This window comes from Streptomyces sp. SP18BB07, assembly GCF_036322545.1.
GTDB lineage: Bacteria > Actinomycetota > Actinomycetes > Streptomycetales > Streptomycetaceae > Streptomyces > Streptomyces deccanensis.
The window spans coordinates 178,547-196,732 of sequence record NZ_JAQYWT010000295.1 but is presented as its reverse complement, the minus strand read 5'-3'; the positions used below and the strand labels follow the sequence as shown (position 1 = coordinate 196,732).

The window sequence follows — 18,186 nt, the reverse complement described above, 5'->3', positions numbered from 1 at the left end:
GCCGGCCGTGCGGCGCGGCCCGGGGACTGCCGGGGCCCTCCTCCGCCCGGCCGGAAAGTGATGCCTCCCTTCGACGGTTTCCCTCGCGTGCCACGCCCGCACGGACGCGGCCCACACGGTCTTGACGAACAGGAGCAACGACACATGAGCCCCACGACCAGCCTTCAGGAGCTGGGATCCGACGCCCTGGACTCGGTTCACCTGCGCGGCCTGATCGACGAGCGACTGAACGCCTTCCTCGACGCCAAGTGCGGCAGGGACACGGATGTCCACCTGGTCTCGCTCATCGAGCACCTGCGAGGCTTCCTGGCCGCGGGCGGCAAGCGCATACGGCCGCTCCTGTGCATGGTGGGCTGGCACGCGGCGGGCGGATACGGCGAGACGGAGCCCGTCATCGGCGCGGCGGCCTCGCTCGAACTCTTCCACGCCTTCGCCCTCATCCACGACGACGTGATGGACGCCTCCGACACCCGGCGCGGCCGTCCGACCCTCCACCGCTCGCTGGAGACGGGTGCGAACGACACGACCGCCGAGCGGTTCGGCACCAACAGCGCGATCCTGCTCGGCGACCTGGTCATGGTGTGGTCGGACGAGCTGCTGTACTCCAGCGGCCTCGACCACCAGCAACTGGTCGCCGTCCGGCCGCTGTTGGACGCCATGCGTACCGAGGTGATGATCGGTCAGTACCGGGATCTGCTGGCCACCGGGCAGCCCACCGCGGACGTCGAACGGTCGCTGGCAGTGATCCGCTACAAAACGGCCAAGTACACCGTGGAGCGGCCGTTGCACATCGGCGCGGCCCTTGCCGGAGCGGACCAGTCCCTGCTGGATGTCTGCACCGCCTACGCTCTTCCGATCGGAGAGGCCTTCCAACTGCGCGACGACCTGCTCGGCGTCTTCGGTGACCCGTCCAAGACCGGCAAGTCGACCCTGGACGACCTGCGGGAGGGCAAAGCGACAGCCCTGATGGCACACGCCCTCCACGCCGCCGACGCCGAGCAGGCGCGGGTGCTGAGGTCCCTGGTCGGCGACCCGGACCTGGACGAAGCAGGTGCCGAGACGGTCCGCGAGGTTCTCCGGGCCACGGGCGCCGCCGGCAAGGTGGAGCAGATGATCACCGATCGGGTGCAGCGTGCCCGGCGGGTCCTGGACGAGGCCCCGTTCCCGGACGAGGTCAGGAAGACCCTCGACACCTTCGTCACCACCACCACGCTCAGGACCACCTGAGCACCACGTCGGCGCGGGTCGCGAGCACGCACCGGCGGCTGCGGCTCGACGCACCGACTCGCCCGTGCGATGACGTTGCTCGCGCCGGCGGCCGACCACCGGCCGTCGAACGGGCTTACTCCGTTCGTTCCTAGAAGTCTGGATGACGCGATCTCGATGGAATTTCGACAAGGGGAGCTGAGTACGTCGACTCCGCCGCCCTCGGTGGCGGGGACGGCGGACAGCCGCCGCGCTCGCTCGGTCGGCACCGGCCGCGCCCACGCCAAGTCCATTTTGCTGGGGGAGCACGCGGTCGTCTACGGAGCCCCGGCGCTCGCCCTGCCCGTTCCGCAGCTGTCGATCACCGCCAGCGCCGGGTTCTCCACACGCGGCGGAGAACCGGCCGGTGTGTCCTTCACGATGACCGGATCCGCCTGGAAGCAGGTCGGAACGCAGGCATCCGAGGGGCTGCGCCGGCTGACCACCGATTTCAGGGCGTCCATGGGCATCGACGACGGCCGACACCTCGATGTGATCATCGACGGTTCGATCCCGCTCGGCAGGGGACTTGGCTCCAGCGCGGCCTGCGCCCGTGCCGTGGTCCTCGCTCTGGCCGACCTCTGCGGCCGCGAGGTCTCGCAGCGGACGGCGTACGACCTGGTACAGACCGCCGAGAACGTGATGCACGGCAAGGCCAGCGGCGTCGACGCCGTCACCGTCGGCGCGAGCGCCCCGTTGCTGTTCCAGGCGGGCGAGGCCCGCACGCTGCGTGTCGGCTGCGACGCGCTGTTCGTCATCGCGGACAGCGGCGCCGTCGGCAGCACCAAAGAAGCGGTCGACAAGCTGCGGGAGAGGTTCCGACTCCACGCCGGAACACAGGAGAGGTTCGTACGCCGGGCGTCCGAGCTGACTCACGAAGCCGTGGCCACCCTCGCCGCCGGCAAGCCGGAGGAGCTCGGCTCCCTGCTGACGGAGTACCACGGCCTGCTCCGCGAGGCCGGGCTGAGCACCGACCGGATCGAGGCGATGGTGCGTGCCGCGCTTGCCGCGGGCAGCCTCGGCGCCAAGATCACCGGCGGCGGACTGGGCGGCTGCGTCCTCGCACTGACCCAGCCCGAGCAGGCGAGAGAGGTCACCCGGCGGCTGCACGAAGCGGGGGCCGTGCAGACGTGGATCGTCCCCCTGAGGAGGCTCGTCACCCATGTCTGAGCAGCAGATCACCGCGCTCCGCCCGCGGGAACAGCCGGGCGCGAACGGGGTCACCGCCGTCGCGCACCCGAACATCGCGCTGATCAAGTACTGGGGGAAGCGTGACGAGCGCCTCCACCTCCCTTGGACCAGCAGCCTGTCGATGACCCTGGACATCTTCCCCACGACCACCCGTGTCCACCTCGACGCCGAGGCCACGGACGACGAAGTCACCTTCAACGGCGCACCCGCGGCGGGCGAGGAACGGCGGCGCATCGCCGCATTCCTCGACCTGGTGCGCCGGCGGGCCGGGCTCACGCACCGGGCCGTCGTCGACACCCGCAACACCGTACCCACCGGGGCGGGCCTGGCTTCCTCCGCCGGCGGGTTCGCCGCGCTTGCCGTCGCCGCCGCCGCCGCGTACGGACTGGACCTCGACGACACCGGTCTCTCCCGCCTGGCCCGCCGCGGCTCCGGCTCGGCCTCGCGGTCGATCTTCGGCGGCTTCGCCGTCTGGAACGCCGGCACCCCCACGTCGCCGCCTGCGGAGGCCGACCTCAGCTCCTACGCCGAGCCGGTACAGGCGGGCGACCTCGACCCGGCACTGGTCATCGCGGTGGTCGACGCCGGCCCCAAGGATGTGTCCAGCCGCGCGGCCATGCGCCGCACCGTCGAGACCTCACCCCTGTTCGAGCCCTGGGCCGCGTCGAGCCGGGACGACCTGACCGAGATGAGGGAGGCGCTCCTGCGCGCCGACCTCGACGCTGTGGGAGAGATCGCCGAGCGCAACTCTCTCGGCATGCACGCGACCATGCTGGGCGCGCGCCCCGCGGTGCGCTACCTCTCGCCCGCCTCGCTCACCGTCCTCGACAGTGTGCTGCGGCTTCGGCGCGACGGCATATCGGCCTACGCGACCATGGACGCCGGACCGAACGTCAAGGTGCTCTGCCGTCGTACGGACGCCGACCGGGTGGCCGAGGCCGTGCGCGACGCCGCCGCGGGCGGCGCCGTGCACATCGCCGGGCCGGGGCGGGGCGCCCGCCTGGTCGACGAGGGCGGACGATGACCTCCGGGCGAACGGTCGTCCGCAGCGCGCCCGGCAAGCTGTTCGTGGCGGGCGAGTACGCGGTGGTGGATCCCGGTACCCCGGCCATCCTGGTGGCCGTGGACCGGGAGATCACCGTCACGGTGACCCTCTCCGACGCGGCCGACATCGTGATCTCCTCCGATCTCGTCCCCCGAGCGGTGAAGTGGCGATGGCTCGACGGTCGGCTCCACGCGCCCGGCGCGAAGAACGGGGCGCCCGTCGAACACGGCGCACACGGCGCGCGCGGCGCACTGGCACACGTGGTGTCAGCGGTCGAGACCGTGCGACGGCTGCTGGCCGAACGCGACCTGCCCCTGCCCGGGCTGGACATCTCGATCAGCAGCCGGCTGCATGACAACGGCCGCAAGTACGGCCTGGGGTCGAGCGGTGCGGTGACCGTGGCCACGATCGACGCCATCACGTCCCTGTGCGGACTGGACCTCTCACTCGACGCCCGGTACCGCCTGGCCGTGATCTCCTCGGCCGGGATCGACCCCAAGGGCTCCGGCGGTGACCTCGCCGCCAGTACATGGGGCGGCTGGATCGCGTACCAGGCACCCGACCGGGCCTTCGTGCTCGACCTCACCCGCCGCCACGGCATCGAGGAAGCCCTGCGGACACCCTGGCCGGGTCACTCGGTCCGCAGGCTTCCGGCCCCACGCGGCCTCGCCTTCGAGGTCGGCTGGACCGGCAACCCGGCCTCCACCACCTCGCTCGTGTCCGGTCTGCACCGCCGGACCTGGCGCGGCACCGCGTCGCACCGCAGGTTCGTGGAGACCTCCACCGACTTCGTGCGTGCCTCGATCACCGCCCTCGAGACCGGTGACGACCAAGGCCTGCTGCGCCAGATCCGCCGTGCTCGGCAGGAGCTGGCCCGCCTCGACGACGAAGTCGGGCTCGGCATCTTCACACCCGAGCTGACAGCACTGTGCGCGGCCGCCGAAACCGCCGGCGGCGCGGCCAAGCCGTCGGGCGCGGGCGGCGGCGACTGCGGCATCGCCCTGCTCGACGCCAAGGCCCCGCACGACATCTCACATGTACGGCAGCGGTGGGCCGCGGCCGGGGTGCTGCCCCTACCCGTCCGGCCCGCCCCGGAAGGGATCGAGGAATGAGCGCTCAGCGCAAGGACGACCACGTCCGGCTCGCCATCGAGCAGCAGGACACCCGCGACGGGATCAATCAGTTCGACGAGGTGTCCTTCGTCCACCACGCCCTGGCCGGCATCGACCGGCGGCAGGTGTCCCTGGCCACGACCTTCGCCGGGATCTCCTGGAAGGTGCCGCTCTACATCAACGCGATGACCGGCGGCACCGCCAGGACCGGCGTCATCAACCGGGGTCTGGCGACAGCCGCCCGCGAGACCGGGGTGGCCATCGCGTCGGGCTCCGTGCACGCCTACTTGAGGGACCCGACGTGTGCCGACACCTTCCGCGTCCTGCGCCAGGAGAACCCCCACGGGTTCGTCATGGCCAATGTGAACGCGACGGCATCGGTCGCCGACGCACGGCGTGCCCTCGATCTGCTGGAGGCCGACGCCCTCCAGATCCACGTCAACACGGCGCAGGAAACGGCCATGCCGGAGGGCGACCGGTCCTTCGGGTCCTGGGTCTCGCAGATCGAGAAGATCACGGCGGCTGTCGACGTGCCCGTGATCGTCAAGGAGGTCGGCAACGGCCTCAGCCGGGAAACCGTCCTGACGCTGCGACAGCTGGGGGTCCGCGTGGCGGATGTCGGCGGCCGGGGCGGCACCGACTTCGCCCGCATCGAGAACGGCCGGCGCCCACTCGGTGACTACGCCTTCCTCCACGACTGGGGCCAGTCCACCGCCGCCTGTCTCCTGGACGCGCAGGGCGCCGGTCAGCCCGTGCTCGCCTCCGGAGGCGTCCGCCATCCCCTCGACGCCGCCCGTGCCCTGGCCTTGGGCGCCTCCGGCGTCGGGGCCTCCGGAGTGTTCCTGCGCACCCTGCTCGATGGCGGTGCCGAGGCGCTGATCGCGCAGATCACGAACTGGCTGGACCAGCTCGCGGCTCTGCAGACCATGCTCGGCGCGCGCACCCCCGCCGACCTCGCGAGCACGGATCTGTTGATCCACGGCACCCTCCGTTCCTTCTGCGCCGACCGGGGCATCGACACGGCACGACTCGCCCGGCGTTCCCGATCGGCCGACACCCTCCACGATGCGACGGGAAGAGCATGATGACCGACACACACGCCATTGCCAGGGTCCCCATGAAATGGGTCGGACCCCTCCGCGTCTCCGGGAACGTCGCGAACACCGAAACCCACGTTCCCCTCGCCACCTACGAGACGCCGCTGTGGCCTTCCGTGGGCCGCGGCGCGAAGGTGTCCATGCTCACCGAGCAGGGCATCGTCGCCACCCTCGTCGACGAGCGCATGACCCGCTCGGTGCTCGTCGAGGCGACCGACGCCCAGACCGCGTACACGGCCGCCCGCACCATCGAGGCGCAGATCGAGGAACTGCGCGCCGTGGTCCGCACCTGCAGCCGGTTCGCCGAACTGCTCACCGTCCGGCACGAGATCGCGGGCAACCTGCTGTTCATCCGGTTCGAGTTCAGCACCGGCGACGCCTCCGGCCACAACATGGCCACGCTCGCCTCCGACGCCCTTCTGACGCACCTGCTGCGGACCATTCCGGGGATCTCGTACGGATCGATCTCCGGGAACTACTGCACGGACAAGAAGGCGACCGCGATCAACGGCATCCTCGGCCGCGGCAAGAACGTGGTCACGGAACTGCTCGTCCCGCGCGACGTGGTGGAAGGCGTCCTGCACACCACTGCCGCCAGGATCGTCCAACTGAACATCCGCAAGAACCTGCTCGGGACCCTGCTGGCCGGCGGCATCCGGTCGGCCAACGCCCACTACGCCAACATGCTGCTCGGGTTCTACCTGGCCACCGGCCAGGACGCGGCCAACATCGTCGAGGGCTCCCAGGGCGTCACCCTGGCCGAGGACCGCGACGGCGACCTCTACTTCTCCTGCAACCTACCCAATCTGATCGTCGGCACCGTGGGCAACGGCAAGGGCCTGGAGTTCGTGGAGACGAACCTGACCCGCCTCGGCTGCCGCGCGGACCGCGCGCCCGGCGGGAACGCGCGCAGGCTCGCCGTCATCGCGGCGGCGACGGTCCTCTGCGGCGAGCTCTCGCTGCTCGCGGCGCAGACCAACCCGGGTGAACTCATGCGTGCGCACGTCGAACTGGAGCGCGACAACACGACAGCAAAGGTTGGTGCCTGAGAATGTCCCACGACTCCTTCTTCGGAATCCACGATCTGTCCTTCGCGACGACCGAGTACGTCCTGACGCACGCGGCACTCGCCGAGTACAACGGCACGGAGATCGGCAAGTACCACATCGGCATCGGCCAGCGGTCGATGAGCGTGCCGGCCGCGGACGAGGACATCGTGACGCTGGGGGCCGCCGCCGCGGCCCCGATCATCGCCCGGCACGGTTCCGAACGGATCCGGACGGTGGTCTTCGCGACGGAATCCTCGATCGACCAGGCGAAGTCCGCCGGCATCTACGTGCATTCACTGCTCGGCCTGCAATCGGCCTGCCGCGTCGTCGAACTGAAGCAGGCCTGCTACGGAGCCACGGCGGCCCTGCAGTTCGCCATCGGACTCGTGCGGCGCGACCCCGACCAGCAGGTCCTCGTGATCGCGAGCGACGTCTCCAAGTACGAACTGGACAGCCCCGGCGAGGCGACCCAGGGCGCCGCCGCGGTGGCGATGCTGGTCGGTGCCGACCCCGCCCTGGTCCGCATCGAGAACGCCTCGGGCCTTTTCACCGCCGACGTCATGGACTTCTGGCGGCCGAACTACCGCACCACCGCCCTGGTCGACGGGCAGGAATCCGTCGAAGCGTATCTGCAGGCGGTCGCGGGGAGCTGGAAGGACTACGGAGAGCAGGGCGGCCGCGCACTCGACGAGTTCGCCGCGTTCTGCTACCACCAGCCGTTCACCAAGATGGCCTACAAGGCACACCGCCACCTGCTCAACCACGCGGGCCACGAAACCGACAAGACCGACGTCGAGCGCGCCGTCGGGCAGACCGTGGCCTACAACTCCTCCATCGGCAACAGCTACACCGCCTCGGTGTACCTCGCTCTCGCCGCGCTGCTCGACCAGGCGGACGACCTGGCCGACCGGCCCGTCGGCTTTCTCAGCTACGGCTCCGGCAGCGTCGCCGAGTTCTTCGCGGGCACCGTCGTCCCCGGCTACCGCGAACACCTGCGGACCGAGGCGAACCTGGAGGCGATAGCCCGGCGCAAGCCGGTCGACCACGCCCGCTACCGCGAGCTGCACGAGCGGTCCTTCCCGTCCGACGGAGGAGACCACCCCACCCCGCAGCAGACCACCGGGCCCTTCCGCCTGGCCGGCATCAGCGGTCACAAGCGCATCTACCAGACGCGCTAGGGGTGTTTCGAAAGTCCTGTGCGGTGCCCGCGGTGTCCGGTGCGTGCTCTCGGCGTGCCGGGCGCCGTGGGTGCTGTGCGGGACTTTCGGAACACCCCCTAGAACCCCTGCGGTCCCCCGCGTGCGGGGCAGCCTCCTCGGCTGCCCCGCACGCGCGCGCCACGGCCGCACGCCCGTTCTTCACACACCGTTCTCCATACCACTTGAGGGGAGGGCAGCCGCATGACCGATGTGAGGATCCTCGGTACGGGTGCCTATGTGCCGGAGCGAATCGTGTCCAATGACGAGGTCGCCGCGGCGGCCGGGGTCGACGACGCGTGGATCACCGGCAGGACCGGCATCCGGGAACGGCGATGGGCTGCCGACGACCAGGCCACCTCGGACCTGGCCACCGCCGCGGGGCGTGCCGCGCTGCGGTCGGGCGGCATCACCGCCGAGGACCTGTCCGTGATCGTGGTCGCCACGTCCACACCCGACCGGCCACAACCGCCCACCGCCGCCTACGTACAGGAGCGGCTCGGCGCGACCGGCGCGGCCGCGTTCGACGTCAACGCGGTCTGCTCCGGCCTGGTGTTCGCGCTCTCCGCGGCCGAGGGCGTACTCACCCGCACCGGCGGCCACGCACTGGTCATCGGCGCGGACCTGTACTCCCGCATCCTGAACCGGGCCGACCGCAGGACCGTGATCCTGTTCGGGGACGGCGCCGGAGCGGTGGTCCTGGGGTCGTCGGTCGACCACGGACGACGTATCCGGCATCTCGCGCTGCACTCGTTCGGTGAACTGTCGGGGCTCATCGAGGTGCCCGCCGGCGGCAGTCGTATGCCCGTGGACCAGGCAGCCCTCGACGCAGGGCTTCAGTACTTCGCGATGGACGGGCGAGGCGTGCGGAACTTCGTCGGTGACCATCTGCCGCAGCTGGTCAAGAAGTTCCTGCACGAATGCGGTGTCGTACCCGACAGCATCGACCACTTCGTACCGCACCAGGCCAACGGCGTCATGCTGGACAGCGTCTTCGCCGACTTGGAACTGCCTCGCGCGACCATGCACCGCACGCTGACGCACTACGCCAACACGGGAGCCGCCTCCCTCCCGATCACCCTGGACACGGCCGCCCGCACCGGCGCCTTCACCCCCGGCGACCTGATCCTCATGGCCGGCTTCGGCGGCGGCATGTCGGCGGGATTCGCGCTGGTCGAGTGGTGAGCACGTAGCCGGTGTGGGTGCCCGTGTCGCGAGGGAGGGGATCGTTCTGGCCTGGGGATGGCAGCTTCCGCGTCCGGCGGGGAGCCGTCGGGGAGCCGGCGGGGAGCCGTCGGGGAGCCGGCGGGGAGCCGTCGGGGAGCCGTCGGGGAGCCGTCGGGGAGCCGTCGGGTGCTCCCGTACCCCCTCGGCACGTCCGCCCCGTGCGGGCTCCTCCGTATGCTCATTGCCTTTTCTTCCTTTGTGGATCCTCGAAACGTCGGCAAGGTGTGGCCCCGGGCGGCCGGGACCGCACGATCCATGATCGCCCATGTGAAATCCATAGGGGTCCGTGGAGATCCGATCTGTCGTGCGGGATCGCCCGGCCGTTACTGTCAGGATGTCCGCCGATTCACCGTGACCTCGCGTCTTTGATGACGGGCGCCGAGCCGTCGGCGCGGTCGTCCTGTTCGGGAGATTGACTGTGTCGCGTAAAGCTGCAACCGAAAATGTTGCCTGGGAGAAGGTGGCGAACTCCATCGAGTTCGTGCCCTCCGAGTATTCCAGCAGGGACCAACCGGAATCCGTGGCTCAGGAAATGCTGCGCTGCGAGCCGGAAGAGATCGACAGGCTCATCGACGCGGGGCTTCCGTTCGAGCGGCGATCCGGGGTGCGCTGTTTCGACGCCAACGATCTGTACAACCTCGGCATGTACTCGAACAGTGGGAGGACGCAGCCGGAGCTGACTTTCCGTCTGCTCTTCCGGTTCGCCCGGCGGCCGCTGGACGATCTCCTGCGTGCCAAGGAATGGGACTTCCGGGTCGCGCTGGAATGCGTCGACTGCCCGGAAGAGGCTCCCTGGCGTCTGGAGGAGCCGTGCGTCCTCCGGTTCGGCGGGAGCGTCGCCGATGTGACGGCGCCGTCGGTGAGCCGGGGGTCGGCGCGGTACGCGGCGACGGTGACGACGACCGGCGCCCGAACCCCGGTGGTCTCGCCCGTGCTGCGGCGGCTGACCGGCGAGTACCTGAACGCCGGCTACCGCTGGCAGATGATCCCCGTACCCATGCAGGCGCACCCGGATCAGGTGCACGCCATGGGCGCCACGAGCTGCATCGCGGCGAGTCTGCACCTGGCCGAGAGCTTTCGCGCGGCCGGGTACCGGGCCGAGGCGAAGCGGGGCTGGTTCTGCGGTGTGCTCGGTGGGGCCCTCGATCTGCCGCACGCGTGCGTCGAGGTCGAGGACGACGACGGTGCGGTCAAGACCGTCGACATCGCCAAGGCCCAGCTGGCCGCCCGCCTCTCGCCGGACACCGAGCCATTCCAGGAGCTGTGCCTCGGGTCGATCTACAACAAGGTGATTCCGTCCACGGCATCCGGGAATGCGCCTTTCGGCTATCACGACTGCGGTTCGCAACTGCCGATCCAGGTTCATACGGATATCCAGGCAGTGCGTTGAATACGAAAGCTCGCGTCACTCTACGGGGAAGATGAGAACACATGGCCGTACGAGACATTGAGCCGATCTCACTCGACCTGGATCGGCTCGAGCAAATGGCCGAATCCAGCTACTACAATCCGTACACTATTTTCGACTGGCCCGAGAAGATCGAGCCCGAAAAGCCGTGGATGAGCGAGAATCTGACCACGCTGGCGGGCACGCCGATGTGGGACGAGCTCACCCGTGATCAGCAATTGGAGCTGACCAAGTACGAAGCGATCAACTTCTTCAGCCTCAACATTCACGGCATCCGTGAATTGATGAGCGAAGTGGTGATGCGCATCCACGAGCGGGCCTATGCGGACGTCTCGGAGTTTCTGCACCACTTCATCGGCGAAGAGAACGAGCACATGTGGTTCTTCGCCCGGTTCTGCCTGCGGTACGGCGGCAAGCTGTACCCGGCGCAGCCGACGTTGCGGGCCGATTCCGTGTCCCACCTCTCGCCGGTGGCCCGTGAGGCGATCATCTTCGCGCGCATCCTGATCTTCGAGGAGATCGTCGACTACTTCAACGCGCACATGGCGACCGACGAGGCCCTGCCGCACATCGCCCGCGAGATCAACCGCGTGCATCACCAGGACGAGAGCAGGCACGTCGCGTTCGGCCGGATGATCTTCACCGATCTGCTGGGCCAGGTGGCCAAGCGCGACCCGGCGGAGGTGCCGGCGGTCGCCGCGTACCTGGAGAGCTATCTCCAGTACAGCATCGGCACCCTCTACAACCCCGCCGCCTACCGCGACGCGGGCATCCCGGACGGGCTGGCGCTGCGGCGGCGCGCGCTGGAGCACCCGGCCCGGCTGCTGGCGCACGATCAGATCCTGAAGCGGACCAGGAAGTTCCTGACCAGGGCGGGCGCCGGAAAGGAACTGATCGTATGACGGCCGATCCGATGCAGGACGTCCGGGCCTTCATCCTGGAGCGCAACCCGACGATCGGCCTGCTGACCCCCCAGATGGATCTGATCGACAGCCGGGCCATCAACTCCCTGGCCTTCGTCGACTTCATCTTCCTGCTGGAGGAGCTGACCGGCGAGTTGATCGATCCGGAAGATCTGGACCTGGACGACTTCCGCAGCCTCGATGCGATCGAAGCCCGATTCTTCAAGCAGGAGGCAGTGCAATGACCACGACGACCGACAACGGCCTGAAAGTACTCGACGGCGGCCAGCTGCGGTTGTTGCGGGCGATCGACACGGCGTTCCTGCGACTGGCCCGCACCTGGGAGGCCCCGGAGTACCGGTTCCCCTTCCTGATCGGGAGCAGGGACCTCGACACCTTCGACTACTTCGACAACTTCCCTCATCTGGGACTGGCGGCCACCCGGCTGGATCCGAAGCGCCTCGGCGCCCTGCTGGCCGAAGTGCCCCGACCGTTGGACCGGATTCCGGCCGAGGTGATGGAGCCGACCGGCTTCGCGCTGCCGTCGGCCGCGTGCTATGCGATCTACCTCGATCTGGCCGGCTCCGAGCTGCCCCCGGACGGGACGCTGCGGACCACGCTCGGAACCTGCTTCCGCAACGAGGACCACTACGACGGTCTGCAGCGGCTCCTCGGCTTCTCCATGCGGGAGATCGTCTTCATCGGACCCGAGGGCGGGGCCAAGCAGCATCTGCTCCGGGCCAAGGACGCCGTGACGACCCTGTGCGCCGAGCTCGGGCTGGACGTCCAGCTGGAGGTCGCCACCGATCCGTTCTTCGACAAGAACGGCGGCAAGGCCAAGATGCAGCGTCTGTTCCCGGTGAAGGAGGAGTTCGTCGTCGACGGGCTGGCCATCGGCTCGGTGAACTACCACCGGAACTTCTTCGGCGAACGGTGCTCGATCCAGGCCGGCGACGACCTGGCGCACACCAGCTGTCTCGCCTTCGGCCTGGAGCGCTGGGTGCATGCCCTGACGGAGCGGTTCGGCAGCGCCGAGGCCGCCGTGTCCGCGGTGGAGCGTCTGGGCTGATGCGGAACACGCTGGCCGGGGTGCTCGGCATCGAAGTGAGCCTGCTCCAGTCGGGCATGGGAGGTGTCGCGGGGCCGGAACTGGCGTGCGCGGTGTCCAACGCCGGCGCGGCGGGCTGCGTGGGCGGCTACAAACTGGTCGGCGACGGGCTGTCGGCCGTGCTCGCCCGGCTGACCGCGGGGACCGACCGGCCCGTCGGCGTGAACCTCATTCCGGAGGTGGTCGGGCCACAGGAGCTGGACCGGCAGGTCACGCAGGTGCTCGACGAGACGCCCCGGCATGTGTACCTGTCCTTCTTCGGCATGCCGGACGACGCCGTGTTCGATCGGGTCAACGCGGCGGGACGGCACCTCGTCGTCCAGGTCGGGACCGTGCAGGACGGTGTGCGGGCCGCCGGACACGGCTCCGTGGTGGTGGCGCAGGGTATCGAGGCGGGCGGCCATCTCCTGGGCGAGGCGAGCCGGGACGCCCTGGTCACCGCGTTGCGCGAGAAGTTGCCGGAGGCCTGCATCGTCGCTTGTGGCGGCATCGGTTCACCGGCCAAGGCCGCCAGGGTCCTGTCCGCGGGCGCCGACGGCGTCATGCTCGGCACCGCCTTCGTCGTCGCGCACGAGTCGCGGGCCCACTCCTACTTCAAGGGAGCGGTGAGCACCGCCGACGAGACCGACACGGTGATCTCCGACGTCTACGAGATCGGGTGGCCGGGCAGGCGCCACCGTGTGCTGGAGACGTCCGCCACCCGCGACGCGAAACAGGCCAGGAAATTCATCGGCCGGACGGTGGTCGAGGGAAAGCCGTATCTGATACCGCGGTTCAGCGCCGCGGCGCCGACGGAGGCGACCACCGGCCGGGTCGAGGAAATGGCAATGTACTGCGGGCTGTCCTGCGGCGCCATTTCCGGCGGCCAGCCGGCGGCCGAGATCGTCGCCGACTTCGCTCGCATCCTTCGAGGTGTCGAGATCTTCGAAACAGGAACAGGATAGAGATTCCATGTCAATCGTCGAGAACATGTCCCGGCTGGATCTGTCATACCGTGACGACGCGCCGCGAATTCGCGTTCGGGAGGGCGTGGAGCTCTACTGCGAGTCCCGCGGTGAAGGCACCGTCATCACCCCGCTCCCCAATCTCGTCGCGACCGCGCCGATCTGGCGCGGGTTCACCGAGGAACTGGCCCAGCACCACCGCGTCCTGGTCTACGACCTGGCCAATCACGGGGCCTCCTCGCGGGTCGAGAAGGAGCCGACCTGGGAGGAGCACGCGGCCGATCTGATCGCGATGCTCGACGCGCTGGAGATCGAGTCGACCTATCTGATCGGCTCGTCCACCACCACGGTCTTCGCCCGGGACATGGCGCTGTGGCACCCGGACCGCGTCAAGGGCCTGGTGCTGTCGGGCCCGGTCTTCGGCCCCCAGGGCATGCGCCGCCAGAAGCAGTTGCAGCGGAACTGGCTGCGGACGCTGGAGAGCCACGGTCTGGCGGCCGTGTTCGACCACCTCTACCCCGAGATGTTCAGCTCGGAGATGAACGAGGCGCTCGGCACCCCGGGCTTCCTGGGGCTGCGGGAGGCCTTCATGGCGGTCTCCGACCCGGAGGAGCTGGCCCGGAGCTTCAAGAGCGCCGCGAACGACACCCACAGCCCCGACCTGCCGCCGCGTATCGCCGCACCCACGCTGGTCGTCGTGGGCGACGACGACATCCTGCTGAGCCCGACGGGCGCCCAGGAACTGGCCGACCAGTTCCAGGACGGCACCTGCCGGATCATCCCGAAGGCCGGGCACCAGCCCTTCTTCGACGACGCCGGGGCCTTCCAGTCGATCATCCTCGAATTCGTCAAGGACGTGGAATCACGTGTCTGACGGGACACTCGAGGTCCGGCAGCGCATCCGGGCGCTGCTCGTCGATCTGTTCGGCAACGACCGCCTCGTCGGCAATGTGTCGGACACCGTGTCCCTCCGTCAGGCGGGCATGTCCTCCACCGCGCTGGTCAGCCTGTTGGTGGCGATGGAGGACGCGTTCGGCTTCGAATGGGACGAGGACGTCCGGCCCGAGGTGCTCCGCTCGATCGAGTCGCTGGCCGACCACGTCGTGTCGCTGCGTTGACCGAGGCGTACGGAGCGGCGGGGCCGGAGGTTCCCGCCGACGCGGCTGCGGCGGGCGTATGGGCCCGATGGCGGCCGGTGCACCGGCCGTTCGGGCCGCGTCAGCAGTTCACGGCGGGCCGCCGGGCGGCCTCGGCGGCGCTGGCGGCGGCCGGGGCGGCCGATCGGATCGTCCCCCGTGATCCCGGCGGCCGGCCGCGCTTCCCGCGCGGATTCGCCGGTTCCATCTCCCACACCGACCACCTGGCGGTCGCGGTGGTGGTCCCCGGCGCGGCGGCGGTCGGCGTGGACATCGAGAGCGCGGTCATCAGCCCTCGCGCGACCGCGTTCGTCCTGAGCGTGCAGGAGAGGCTGAAACTGCTGCCGTCGGCCGGAAAATACACGCCGCGTGAGTTGTTCGCGGCCAAGGAAGCGGCTTTCAAAGCGTTGTCCGGCCTCGGGTCTCTGGGCGATTTCCTGTTCTGGCAGATCGAACTGCGCCCGGCCGACGGCGCTTTGACCGCGTCCTACCGCGGAGTTCCGGTAACCGTGTGGATCAACTCCGACGAGGATCTATCTCTCGCCGTGGCCATTTCGCCCGGGTGAGTTCTCCACAACTCACGATCACAGATGCAATTGTCACTATTTCCTGATCAATCAGAATTGGTAGCCTCCCATTCGGCCGACAGAAAGGCCGACAGAAGGCTCGGGGAATGCGCGGCGATCGTGGGGGGCTGGTACGCGTCATGACGAAGCCTAAGGTGCCGAACAGGCTGTTACGGGGACTGCTGGCCGAGGTGGGCTGGACCGAGGACTTCTTCGCCCGGCAGGTCAACGCGGTGGCCGCCGAGTCCGGTGTGGTGATGCGGCTGGACCGGCGGTCGGTGACGCACTGGCTGGCCGGCCGGCGCCCCCGTCCGCCGGTGCCCGAGCTGATCGCCGAGGCGATCTCGCGCGGGCTGCGCCGTCCGGTCGGCCTCGCCGACCTGGGGCTCGCCAGGCCGGCCGCCGGTCCGGCCGTCCGGGAGGAGTGGGAGCCGAGACCTCGCTCCCGCGCCGCTGTCGACCGGCCGCCGGACGCCGATGCCCCGCCCCGGGACGTCGGTTCGGTGCTGACCGGCCTGGCGCAGTCCGGCGAGAGCCGTCGTCGGATGCTGTCCGCCACCGCCTACCGCGTCGCCGCTCTCGACGTGCCCGGGTGGGCGCAGGCCGCGGCCGGTCCGCCCGGGCTGCCGCCCTGGCCGGACCCGTCGTGTGCGCAGCGGCTGGAGCCGGGGCAGGTGGCCACGGCCGAGCAGATGGTACGGCTCTTCTCCGACCTCGACGACTCCTTCGGCGGCGGCCACGCCCGCACGGAACTGTCCTGCTATCTGGCCTTCGACATCGCTCCCAGGCTTTATGCCGCCGGGACTCCGGCGCTGCGGCGCAGGTTCTTCGCGGCCGCCACGCAGCTCACCTATCTGGCCGCGTTCATGTGCTTCGACGACGGGTGCCACGGGCTGGGCCAGCGGTACTACCGTGCCGCTCTGACGCTGGCCGGCGAGAACAACGACCCGGCCGGCTACGCCGTCACACTGCGGGGGCTGTCGGTTCAGGCGCAGAGTCTGGGGCACCGTCAGCACGCCGTCGACCTCGCCGAGTCCGCGGCGACGATCAGCAGGTCCGCCACCGGACCGGCCCGCCAGGCGTTCTTCCTGGGCCAGGTCGCGGTGGCCGCCGCCGCGGCGGGGAACCGGCACCTCGCGCTGACCGCGATCTCCGGCGCGGAACGGCGTCTGGACCAGGCGTGCTCCCGGACGGCGGCGGACGGCGGTGGCGCCATGGGCCGGTACCACCCCGCGGCGCTGGCGAACCAGGAAGCGGCCGTGCGAGCGCTGCTCGGTGACCGTAAGGGAGCGATCGCCACGCTCACCGAAGCCGCCCGCCACCGGCCGCAGAGGGAGCGCCGCTCGCGCGCCCTCGGCCACGCCCGGCTTGCCGGGCTGCATCTGGATCAGGGCGATCTCGACCAGGCCGTCACCGTCTGGCACGCCTTTCTCGACGACTCGACGTTCCTGACGTGCGGACGCGCCACCACCGCGATGAACGCCCTGCGATCCCGGCTTCATCCGCAGCGCACCCACCGCGCCGTCGAGCAGTTGCTGGTCCGCACCGCCACCGCCTGGGCTCCGGAGACGGTGGCCTCGTAAGGCCGACGACATCCAATTCAACCCTCCGAGGTGAATGATCATGAACCGTACGATGCGGGTGGAGCGCTTCTCCGTCAGCGGGGTCCGGCCGGGGGAGATCGTGGTGGCCACCGGAACGACGCATCCCGAGCGGGGAACGGTCGGCTCGCCCGCGGCTCCGCTGCTCGCCGCGGCGCTGGGCCGCGGCGAACCCGATCCCGGCGGACGGCGGATCCGGCTCCATCCGATGGACGGGACAGCAGAAGCCTCCGGCACCGGCGACGCGGTGCTCGTGATGGCCTCCTACCTGGAGCTGGACGGCCGGGCCGTCGGCCTGGGCGCGGCCGCGCACGCGGATGATCGCGCGGGCGTGGACATATGCGCGGAGGTTGTGGCGCAGTGGGCCGGGCTGTTGCGGTCGCGCCGTCTGCTGGTGGCGGCGCCCGAACCCGACTGCGCGGGTGCCCGGGCGGGTGTCGAGGCCACCCTCCGGGCGGCCCGCGAGGCGCGGCGGGACGTGCCGGTGTACGTGTACGGCCGACCGGTCGCCGCGGTCGACCGGATCGCGCGGCTCACCGAGGCCGGTGTCGCGTTCGCGGGCGATCTGGACGCCGTACCGGACAACGGAGTGGTGGTGTTCCCGCCGCACGGCGTCCCCCTGCCGGTGCGGGCGGAGGCCGCCGCACGCGGACTCGGGGTGGTGGACACGACCTGCCCGCTGGCCGCTCTGGCCCATCGCGACGTCGAGGCCTATGCCCACCGTGGCGACACGGTGGTGCTGATGACCGGGGCCCGCGACACCGCGGGGGAATCGGTGTCGGTGTCGCAGGCCCCGGAGTCGGTGCTGACGATGCGGGATGCCGCACAGGCGTCCGATCTTCAGCGGCTCGGGGTCGATCCGGAGAGGCTTTCCCTCGTGGTGCAGACCGGGATCTCGGTCGATGACGCGGCCGGGATGATCACCGCTCTGCGCGAGCGCTACCCCCGTGTGCGCGGGCAGCACTACGACGCGCTCTGCTACGCCGCCACCGACCGGGCGGCGGCCGTCCGCTCGGTGGCCGAGGCCGTCGACCTCACGCTGGTCCTGGGGACCGCCGACGATCCGGACGCCGGTCATCTGGAGGCGGAGGCCGCCGCGGGCGGCCGGGCCGTCCGCCGCCTGGCGGCCGCAGGTGACCTCACGGCCGACTGGCTGACCGGTGTGAACGCGATCGGCGTGGTTCCCGCCCGGTCGGCCCCCGGGGCGCTCATGCCCCAGGTGCTCGATGCCCTGGCGGGGCTGGGGCCGCTCTCCGTCACCGACCGGGAGGTCAGGACCGGCCCCCGCCCGGGTGTCGACGGTGCGGCGCCCGGCTTTCCCTCCCTGCCGGGCGGGACCTTCGTCGACGCGTGAGATCC

18 protein-coding genes are annotated in these 18,186 nt (G+C 70.1%); all 18 read left to right on the top strand.

The features are described 5' to 3' along the window. Positions 1-144: 144 nt before the first annotated feature. Positions 145-1,227, top strand: coding sequence for a polyprenyl synthetase family protein (locus PUR53_RS17205; protein ID WP_329900272.1), 1,083 nt, complete (start codon positions 145-147; stop codon positions 1,225-1,227). 156 nt (positions 1,228-1,383) lie between these two features. Further along, positions 1,384-2,415, top strand: a complete 1,032-nt coding sequence (mvk, locus tag PUR53_RS17200) for a mevalonate kinase (RefSeq protein ID WP_329908781.1) — start codon at positions 1,384-1,386, stop codon at positions 2,413-2,415. Then, on the top strand, positions 2,408-3,460 hold the full coding sequence (mvaD, locus tag PUR53_RS17195) for a diphosphomevalonate decarboxylase (RefSeq protein ID WP_329908780.1): 1,053 nt from the start codon (positions 2,408-2,410) through the stop codon (positions 3,458-3,460). Before mvk ends, mvaD begins: the two co-directional genes overlap by 8 nt. After that, positions 3,457-4,593: a phosphomevalonate kinase gene (locus PUR53_RS17190; protein ID WP_329908779.1), complete on the top strand. Its 1,137-nt coding sequence runs from the start codon at positions 3,457-3,459 to the stop codon at positions 4,591-4,593. Before mvaD ends, PUR53_RS17190 begins: the two co-directional genes overlap by 4 nt. Next, positions 4,590-5,678, top strand: a complete 1,089-nt coding sequence (fni, locus tag PUR53_RS17185; RefSeq protein WP_329900268.1) for a type 2 isopentenyl-diphosphate Delta-isomerase — start codon at positions 4,590-4,592, stop codon at positions 5,676-5,678. The genes PUR53_RS17190 and fni overlap by 4 nt, the downstream gene beginning before the upstream one ends. 32 nt (positions 5,679-5,710) lie before the next feature. Beyond that, positions 5,711-6,739, top strand: coding sequence for a hydroxymethylglutaryl-CoA reductase (locus PUR53_RS17180; RefSeq protein WP_329900267.1), 1,029 nt, complete (start codon positions 5,711-5,713; stop codon positions 6,737-6,739). A 2-nt stretch (positions 6,740-6,741) separates the two neighbouring features. Further along, the gene (locus PUR53_RS17175; RefSeq protein ID WP_329908778.1) at positions 6,742-7,917 is read left to right on the top strand and encodes a hydroxymethylglutaryl-CoA synthase; all 1,176 of its coding nucleotides are present in this window, start codon (positions 6,742-6,744) and stop codon (positions 7,915-7,917) included. A 222-nt stretch (positions 7,918-8,139) separates the two neighbouring features. After that, a complete protein-coding gene (locus tag PUR53_RS17170; protein WP_329900265.1) occupies positions 8,140-9,120 on the top strand; it encodes a 3-oxoacyl-ACP synthase III family protein in 981 nt (326 codons plus the stop codon). A 502-nt stretch (positions 9,121-9,622) separates the two neighbouring features. Then, complete coding sequence (locus PUR53_RS17165) at positions 9,623-10,552, top strand: hypothetical protein (RefSeq protein WP_329908776.1); 930 nt, start codon at positions 9,623-9,625, stop codon at positions 10,550-10,552. Positions 10,553-10,593: 41 nt separating this feature from the next. Then, positions 10,594-11,472, top strand: coding sequence for a diiron oxygenase (locus PUR53_RS17160; protein ID WP_329900263.1), 879 nt, complete (start codon positions 10,594-10,596; stop codon positions 11,470-11,472). Beyond that, positions 11,469-11,717: an acyl carrier protein gene (locus tag PUR53_RS17155; RefSeq protein ID WP_329900262.1), complete on the top strand. Its 249-nt coding sequence runs from the start codon at positions 11,469-11,471 to the stop codon at positions 11,715-11,717. The genes PUR53_RS17160 and PUR53_RS17155 overlap by 4 nt, the downstream gene beginning before the upstream one ends. Beyond that, positions 11,714-12,541: a hypothetical protein gene (locus tag PUR53_RS17150; RefSeq protein WP_329908775.1), complete on the top strand. Its 828-nt coding sequence runs from the start codon at positions 11,714-11,716 to the stop codon at positions 12,539-12,541. The genes PUR53_RS17155 and PUR53_RS17150 overlap by 4 nt, the downstream gene beginning before the upstream one ends. Then, complete coding sequence (locus PUR53_RS17145; RefSeq protein WP_329908774.1) at positions 12,541-13,524, top strand: NAD(P)H-dependent flavin oxidoreductase; 984 nt, start codon at positions 12,541-12,543, stop codon at positions 13,522-13,524. The genes PUR53_RS17150 and PUR53_RS17145 overlap by 1 nt, the downstream gene beginning before the upstream one ends. 7 nt (positions 13,525-13,531) lie before the next feature. Continuing rightward, a complete protein-coding gene (locus tag PUR53_RS17140) occupies positions 13,532-14,398 on the top strand; it encodes an alpha/beta fold hydrolase (protein ID WP_329900259.1) in 867 nt (288 codons plus the stop codon). Further along, complete coding sequence (locus PUR53_RS17135) at positions 14,391-14,642, top strand: phosphopantetheine-binding protein (protein ID WP_329900258.1); 252 nt, start codon at positions 14,391-14,393, stop codon at positions 14,640-14,642. Before PUR53_RS17140 ends, PUR53_RS17135 begins: the two co-directional genes overlap by 8 nt. After that, positions 14,639-15,226, top strand: a complete 588-nt coding sequence (locus PUR53_RS17130) for a 4'-phosphopantetheinyl transferase superfamily protein (protein WP_329908772.1) — start codon at positions 14,639-14,641, stop codon at positions 15,224-15,226. The genes PUR53_RS17135 and PUR53_RS17130 overlap by 4 nt, the downstream gene beginning before the upstream one ends. A 140-nt stretch (positions 15,227-15,366) precedes the next feature. Then, positions 15,367-16,809, top strand: a complete 1,443-nt coding sequence (locus PUR53_RS17125; RefSeq protein ID WP_329908771.1) for a hypothetical protein — start codon at positions 15,367-15,369, stop codon at positions 16,807-16,809. A 40-nt stretch (positions 16,810-16,849) separates the two neighbouring features. Further along, on the top strand, positions 16,850-18,181 hold the full coding sequence (locus PUR53_RS17120) for a hypothetical protein (RefSeq protein ID WP_329900255.1): 1,332 nt from the start codon (positions 16,850-16,852) through the stop codon (positions 18,179-18,181). Positions 18,182-18,186 lie beyond the last annotated feature (5 nt).

Excerpts from the sequence above, each read along its gene's own strand:
- PUR53_RS17205 (WP_329900272.1), top strand. The coding sequence starts at position 145 with ATGAGCCCCACGACCAGCCTTCAGGAGCTGGGATCCGACGCCCTGGAC.
- mvk (WP_329908781.1), top strand. The coding sequence starts at position 1,384 with ATGGAATTTCGACAAGGGGAGCTGAGTACGTCGACTCCGCCGCCCTCG.
- mvaD (WP_329908780.1), top strand. The coding sequence starts at position 2,408 with ATGTCTGAGCAGCAGATCACCGCGCTCCGCCCGCGGGAACAGCCGGGC.
- PUR53_RS17190 (WP_329908779.1), top strand. The coding sequence starts at position 3,457 with ATGACCTCCGGGCGAACGGTCGTCCGCAGCGCGCCCGGCAAGCTGTTC.
- fni (WP_329900268.1), top strand. The coding sequence starts at position 4,590 with ATGAGCGCTCAGCGCAAGGACGACCACGTCCGGCTCGCCATCGAGCAG.
- PUR53_RS17180 (WP_329900267.1), top strand. The coding sequence starts at position 5,711 with ATGAAATGGGTCGGACCCCTCCGCGTCTCCGGGAACGTCGCGAACACC.
- PUR53_RS17175 (WP_329908778.1), top strand. The coding sequence starts at position 6,742 with ATGTCCCACGACTCCTTCTTCGGAATCCACGATCTGTCCTTCGCGACG.
- PUR53_RS17170 (WP_329900265.1), top strand. The coding sequence starts at position 8,140 with ATGACCGATGTGAGGATCCTCGGTACGGGTGCCTATGTGCCGGAGCGA.
- PUR53_RS17160 (WP_329900263.1), top strand. The coding sequence starts at position 10,594 with ATGGCCGTACGAGACATTGAGCCGATCTCACTCGACCTGGATCGGCTC.
- PUR53_RS17155 (WP_329900262.1), top strand. The coding sequence starts at position 11,469 with ATGACGGCCGATCCGATGCAGGACGTCCGGGCCTTCATCCTGGAGCGC.
- PUR53_RS17150 (WP_329908775.1), top strand. The coding sequence starts at position 11,714 with ATGACCACGACGACCGACAACGGCCTGAAAGTACTCGACGGCGGCCAG.
- PUR53_RS17145 (WP_329908774.1), top strand. The coding sequence starts at position 12,541 with ATGCGGAACACGCTGGCCGGGGTGCTCGGCATCGAAGTGAGCCTGCTC.
- PUR53_RS17140 (WP_329900259.1), top strand. The coding sequence starts at position 13,532 with ATGTCAATCGTCGAGAACATGTCCCGGCTGGATCTGTCATACCGTGAC.
- PUR53_RS17125 (WP_329908771.1), top strand. The coding sequence starts at position 15,367 with ATGACGAAGCCTAAGGTGCCGAACAGGCTGTTACGGGGACTGCTGGCC.
- PUR53_RS17120 (WP_329900255.1), top strand. The coding sequence starts at position 16,850 with ATGAACCGTACGATGCGGGTGGAGCGCTTCTCCGTCAGCGGGGTCCGG.